Raw genomic sequence first — 3,572 nt, 5'->3', positions numbered from 1 at the left:
CCATCCAAGAGGTGTTGTTGCGCACGCAGATGATGCTCAGGACGTCTCCTCCCCCTTGGCTGCGCAAGGTGCTCGCGCAGGCAGGTGCCGCCGGACAGAAACCCTCCTTCGAGGACGAGGATTGAAATGAGGAGTGGCCGAAATGTCTGATGCCGAAGTTAGCCCTGCAGCCACCGAGGACGAGGCGGCTCTTGCCACCCCGTTCGTCAAATGCCTCGTGCGGTTGATCCGTGCCAATGATTCCCACGGGTCATGGGAAGGCAAATCGGACCCCGAGCTGCTGGGCGACTTCATCATCACCAGGGAACAGCGCCGTGCAATTCCAATCATCGGCGATCCCGATCCGGACGTGCTGTGGAGGCTTGATAAGTTCTACACCGCCGTCGGGCTTGCGATTGAGGAGCGCACGGGCCTGATGGCATCGCCGATGATGGAGATGAGCCATGAGGGCTTCGGGCGCGTGCTCTTCACGGCCGGGCGGTTGGTCGTTCTGTCAAAGACCCTGCGCGACGTCCACCGGTTCGGTTTCGAGACGTTCTGGAAGCTCGCGGCGGCCGGTACCAAACTGGCCGGCGATGCCACCGCAGCCATTGAGGCTCATCCCGAGGTGGCGCGGGCGTGATGCAACCGACTTTCGATCGAGGGGATTATGTCAGGTCTTGAGGACATGCGGTGGCCAGCCCTCTCAATTGAGGCGGTCCAGGCCGATATGGTTCTGGGGGTAGCGCTGATGAAGCCAGTGGTACTGATCTGTTCGCAAGATGCGGAGTTGTATCTTTTCCTCAACCACATTCTGGGGGCGGACGGCTTCACCAGTGAGCCGGCAGGCGGCGTGAAGGAAGCACTTGCATTGGCCGATCAACGGGAGCTCCACGCGGTAGTCCTGGATTGCGGGCCAGGAAGCGCGACAGGCTCCACAATTTGCGCCCGGTTCAAGGGGGAGCCCCGGACTGGCCTCCTGCCCGTCATTGCGTTGATCGCGCCCGGCGCCGAGAACCAGCACCTCGATCTCTTGAAGGCAGGTGTTGACGAGAGCTTTGTGCGGCCCTTTGCGCCGGCCAAGCTGCTTGACTGTCTACGCACGAAGCTGGCGCTGCCACAGCCGGGTTCAAACGGGATAAAAAACGGCAGTTGGCTCTGTTGCGGCAGCCTTGAGATGAAGCTCGATGCTCACCGGGTTCGAGGTAATGGCCACGACATCCATCTCGGACCTCTCGAATTCAACCTGCTGCGGCAATTTCTTGAGGCTCCCGGCAAGGTCTTCAGCCGAGACGAGCTGATCGACGCGGCCTGGCCGGACAATATACATATCGGTGAACGCACTGTCGACGTCCATATCAGCCGGATCAGAAAGGCGCTGAAGGCGGCTTCGCCAGGTAGCGTCATTCGTACGGTCAGGTCTGCCGGCTACTCGCTCGAGAAGCCGGACGACTGAATAGCGAACGGATGGTGTGCCACTCTCCACTTTCGTTGGAACGCAAGTCTTCCGGCTTCGAAACGCGCTACGGACGCGACATACTCAGGAAGGAAGGGATGGCCTTCAAAAGCCTACTCAGTGTAGCGGGAGCTGACCACTCCGATCGGGACGTCAGAACAGCTGCAAGCTTGTGCGCGGAGGTCGGCGCACATTTGTCCGTCCTGATTATGTCAACTCCGCGGTAGGCGATCGCATCCCCGAGTCGCCTAGGAGCCCGTCCAGTTAGCTTTCTGGCCGGGCTTATTTGATGACGATAGCTGGCTCATGCTGCCCTTGCGAGCTTCACGAGGTTGTCTGTGGTTCAGATCATCGCCCATTCGGCACGAACGTTTGCCAAGGCTCGCAACAGGAACTGGCGGAAGCCGCGCGCCTGCCTCTGTCCGAACACCGCCTCCACGATCTGCTTTCGTAACCAGTGGGGGTGTCGAAACCGCCGTCGGCGATCTTTTTTCTCATCGCCGGTGTCAGTGGTCCACCGACCTTGCCGTTGTCGGCCGTGGGGCGGCTGGCGCGTCCAGTGGCGACGTAGCCGTCGGTCCCGCGCTGATCGAGGCTCGCGAGGTTGGCCTCGCTTGGATATCCGCTGTCGGCGGAAGCTTGTTGCGGTTTGCGGCCGAGGTTGGCTTAAGATGCCATCGACCAGCGGCACCAACTGGCCATGGTCGCTTGCGCTCCGCGTCAGGGTGTGCGCGACGATGATGCGCGTTTTGCCATCGACGGCCGCCTGCGCGTTATAGGCCCGTATGAAGCCATCCTTGGTTTTGAGAATACGGCTTTCAGGATCGGTGAAGTTGCGCGGTGCCTTTGCGGCAGGCTCGTCGGACGGCGGCGCGGCGGCCTTGCCGGTGTTCTTGCGGCCCTCGGCCTCACGGCTCTTCTGCTTCTCGGCCTCGATGCGACGCTGCTCGTCGGCCGCGGCCTCGCCTCGGCCTACAGCTCAGCCTTGGCCTCAGCGATCCTGGCGATCGGCTTCTGCTTGTCGGCGACCCAGTCGGGCAGCTCGTCGCCGCGTTTGTGGCCGTGCAACTTGTCCTCTTCGGCATCGGCGGCCTCGGCGGCGGCCAGCCACCGATCGACCTCGGCCTGCAACTCGGGTTGGCGCCTCTTCAATCCCGATCGTAGCTCATCGCCTTGTGTTTGGACGCATTCGCCTTGATCTTGGTGCCGTCGAGCGCGACATAACAGCCCAGCCAACGGCTTCAAGTGCCGCTTGCGGAAGTCTGAGATCGTGCGGAAATCCCTCGCATCAAAGGCGGCGATCATCAGAAGTCGGCGCGCTCCACGCACGCCTTGGCGATGCGCCGAGAGGAATAGATGCCGCTCGCGTAGCCATTAAGCAGCAGCGCTACCATCAGACGAGGATCGAAGGGCGGCTGGCCGAGGGCACTCGTTTAGCTGCTGGCGATCTCGCTCAGGTCGAGGCTCTCCCGCACCAGTTCCACAATGAACCGCGACAGGCGGTCCCTCGGCACGAAGTCCTGCACGCTCGGTCGCAGCAGATGAGGTTGATCTATCTTCCAGGGCGAAAATGCTTGCTCATGGCCATAAACAGGATCAGACTCGCATCAAATTGACCAGCCACTACTCGCACAGGCTCCTAGACAACGCGCACAAGGCGTCCCGTTCAGTTCGGGAAGCCTTGGGGCTGCTCGCCGGTGCTGAGGAAGTTAGTGTCGCACTAGTGGATCCGGAGGCGACCTGCACCCGAAAACGGTACCGAGCCTGGAGCCGATATCGCTGCCTATCTCACCAGGCACGGCGCTCGGGTGTCGTTGATCGGCTGGCGAGCTCTGGAAAACCGGTGGCCGCTGTGCTCGCAAAGCACGCAATCGCCACGTCTGAGGACATGATAGTCATGGGCGCTTACGGCAGCCGCCGGCCGCGCGAGCGGCTCTTGACTGGCTAACGAGATGGACAGTCGGAAGTCGCCATTGCCGCTGTTTCTGGCCGTGACGGGCTTTGAAGTAGCACCGATGCTGTTCGAAACGCTACCCTCTGGGCACCCGTCCCAATCGCAAGTCAGAGAAGGTCGCGGCAAAACATGCAAAGCTTCGCGAAGCTTCTCGGAGCCGTTGTACCCCCGCGCGAGTTAGGG

The 3,572-nt window shown here is 61.6% G+C and carries 2 protein-coding genes and 3 pseudogenes; 4 read left to right on the top strand and 1 reads right to left on the bottom strand.

All coding sequences use genetic code 11. The features are described from left to right. From NKH35_RS30955 to NKH35_RS30945, 3 genes and pseudogenes are all read left to right on the top strand, one after another. Nucleotides 1-125 (top strand): annotated as a pseudogene (locus tag NKH35_RS30955) (nitrogen fixation protein NifX); the annotation flags it as partial. Nucleotides 126-142: 17 nt separating this feature from the next. Then, the gene (locus tag NKH35_RS30950; RefSeq protein WP_352917482.1) at nucleotides 143-622 is read left to right on the top strand and encodes a NifX-associated nitrogen fixation protein; all 480 of its coding nucleotides are present in this window, start codon (nucleotides 143-145) and stop codon (nucleotides 620-622) included. 27 nt (nucleotides 623-649) lie between these two features. Then, entirely contained in the window at nucleotides 650-1,435 is a 786-nt protein-coding gene (locus tag NKH35_RS30945) for a response regulator transcription factor (protein WP_352917480.1), read from the top strand. A 343-nt stretch (nucleotides 1,436-1,778) separates the two neighbouring features. Here the strand turns inward: NKH35_RS30945 and NKH35_RS30940 are convergent. Then, nucleotides 1,779-2,991: pseudogene (locus NKH35_RS30940) on the bottom strand (transposase). A 107-nt stretch (nucleotides 2,992-3,098) separates the two neighbouring features. On the opposite strand from NKH35_RS30940, the pseudogene NKH35_RS32110 reads away from it, so the two are divergent. Next, nucleotides 3,099-3,380: pseudogene (locus NKH35_RS32110) on the top strand (universal stress protein); the annotation flags it as partial. Nucleotides 3,381-3,572: the final 192 nt, after the last annotated feature.

Origin of the sequence: Mesorhizobium sp. M1143 (genome assembly GCF_040318435.1) — a bacterium.
Lineage (GTDB): Bacteria > Pseudomonadota > Alphaproteobacteria > Rhizobiales > Rhizobiaceae > Mesorhizobium.
The sequence above is the reverse complement of the archived record's forward strand: the minus strand, read 5'-3'. Positions and strand labels throughout refer to the sequence as shown.

Bases quoted from the DNA above. Each gene is read 5' to 3' on its own strand.
- NKH35_RS30950 (WP_352917482.1), top strand. From the start codon at position 143: ATGTCTGATGCCGAAGTTAGCCCTGCAGCCACCGAGGACGAGGCGGCT.
- NKH35_RS30945 (WP_352917480.1), top strand. From the start codon at position 650: ATGTCAGGTCTTGAGGACATGCGGTGGCCAGCCCTCTCAATTGAGGCG.